The sequence below is a fragment of the Flavobacterium sp. genome (assembly GCF_023151265.1).
Taxonomy (GTDB): Bacteria; Bacteroidota; Bacteroidia; order Flavobacteriales; family Flavobacteriaceae; genus Flavobacterium.
This window is the reverse complement of sequence record NZ_JAKLJH010000234.1, coordinates 1-1716: the sequence shown is the minus strand read 5'-3', so window position 1 is coordinate 1716 and position 1716 is coordinate 1. Positions and strand designations below refer to the sequence as shown.

At 29.7% G+C, this 1716-nt stretch carries 3 protein-coding genes and 1 pseudogene; 1 reads left to right on the top strand and 3 read right to left on the bottom strand.

The window, feature by feature from the left end; translation table 11 throughout:
• Positions 1 to 442: pseudogene (locus L6Q46_RS13915) on the top strand (argininosuccinate lyase); the annotation flags it as partial.
• Here L6Q46_RS13915 and L6Q46_RS13910 read toward each other — a convergent pair.
• Genes L6Q46_RS13910 through L6Q46_RS13900 form a run of 3 tightly spaced genes read right to left on the bottom strand, consistent with a single transcriptional unit; the run spans position 439 to position 1645 of the window.
• Complete coding sequence (locus L6Q46_RS13910; RefSeq protein ID WP_111566764.1) at positions 439 to 915, bottom strand: Lrp/AsnC family transcriptional regulator; 477 nt, start codon at positions 913 to 915, stop codon at positions 439 to 441. The pseudogene L6Q46_RS13915 and the gene L6Q46_RS13910 sit on opposite strands and share 4 nt — an antisense overlap.
• A gap of 30 nt (positions 916 to 945) precedes the next feature.
• Positions 946 to 1359 (bottom strand): Holliday junction resolvase RuvX, encoded by a 414-nt coding sequence (gene ruvX, locus L6Q46_RS13905; RefSeq protein WP_291284815.1) that lies wholly within the window; start codon positions 1357 to 1359, stop codon positions 946 to 948.
• A 4-nt stretch (positions 1360 to 1363) separates the two neighbouring features.
• Positions 1364 to 1645 (bottom strand): type II toxin-antitoxin system RelE/ParE family toxin, encoded by a 282-nt coding sequence (locus L6Q46_RS13900; RefSeq protein ID WP_291284814.1) that lies wholly within the window; start codon positions 1643 to 1645, stop codon positions 1364 to 1366.
• Between the last annotated feature and the right edge of the window lie 71 nt (positions 1646 to 1716).

Below are 1716 nucleotides of genomic sequence, written 5' to 3'. Positions count from 1 at the left end.
AAATCCGGATGTTTTTGAAATCATGAGAGCAAGATGCAACAGAATTCAAGCCTTACCAAACGAATTAATCTTACTAACTAACAATCTACCTTCTGGTTATCACAGAGATGTTCAATTAACAAAAGAGTCTTTATTTCCAGCGATTCAATCTTTGAAAGAATGTCTTGAAATGCTACATTTCATGTTACAACACATTGAAATAAAAAAAGATATCGTTAAAGATTCTAAATACAATTATATGTTTAGTGTGGAAAGTGTAAACCAACAAGTTTTAGATGGAGTTCCGTTCAGAGATGCTTATAAAAACATTGGATTAGCAATCGAAAATCAAGAATTTATTCCAAGTTATGAAATAAACCACACGCATGAAGGAAGCATTGGAAATCTAAGAAATGATTTAGTTGAAGATGCTTTTAAAAAAGTAATTTCAAAATTTAATTAATTACCTTTTGGAATCATATAAGCGGTTTCTTTTTTAGTTTCATTTAGAACAATACTACTGTGATATTGTCCAATATTAGGAATATTAGAAATCACATTTACCACAAAATCATTGTACGATTTAATATCCTCTGCAATGATTTTTAGCATATAATCGTAATTCCCTGATAAACTAATTATTTCTTGAACTTGAGGAATAGCAATTATGGTTTTCTCAAAAGTATCAAGAGCCAATTTCGATTGTTCTTTCAAGGTTACATTGCAATACACAACAATTTGAACACCTATTTTAAAACGATCAACTAATGCTACATACTTTGTTATCACATGACTTTTTTCAAGGTTTTTTATTCTTTCATACGTTGGTGTAAATGAAAGCCCGACACGTTCCCCAATTTCTTTCACAGAAATAGTTGAATCTTGTTGAAGAATTTCTAAAATAGCTTGGTCTTTTGCGTCTAATTGATGTTTCATTCAGAAATAAAATTGAATATAAATGTACTATTATTTTTTATAACGTAAATAATCTTGAAGTATAATTGTTGCGGCAATTTCGTCAACCAATGCTTTATTTTGGCGTTGTTTTTTATTTAAACCGCTATCAATCATCGTTTGAAACGCCATTTTGGAAGTAAAACGTTCATCCACTCTATTCACAGGCATTTCCGGAAAAGCTGCTTGAAATTTAGCAACAAAAGCATTGATGATTTCAGCACTTTGCGAAGGTGTTCCGTCCATTTGCTTAGGCTCTCCAACGATTACACATTCTACTTTCTCTTTCGAAAAATAGTCTTTTAAAAAAGAAATTGCTGTTTCTGATGGAATTGTGGTTAGCCCAAAAGCTATCATCTGCATTTCATCGGTAACGGCAATTCCTGTTCTTTTGATTCCGTAATCTATGGCTAAAATTCTTGACATTTTGTTATAATGATTGTTTGTATTTAATAAATCCGAATAGTGTAATTATTTCATTTTCTGTATCAATTAAATAAACACAAACATATCCTTTAAAAACATAATCTCTAATATTTTCATCTTCAAAATAAATAGATTTTTTAAAATGAAATGGATTTTTCAAATCTTTACGAATGTTGTTAAGTAAATCTGATTTGAATTTTTTAGCTGCTTTTGGCTTATCCTTAGAAATAAATCTGATTTGATCATCTAAATCAAGTCTAAATACTTTAGTAAACTCAATTTTCATACTCTGAAATAGTCTTATCGAGAAACGCATCTAACTCTTCTAAAGAGCATGTTTCCGCAGTACCATTTTTT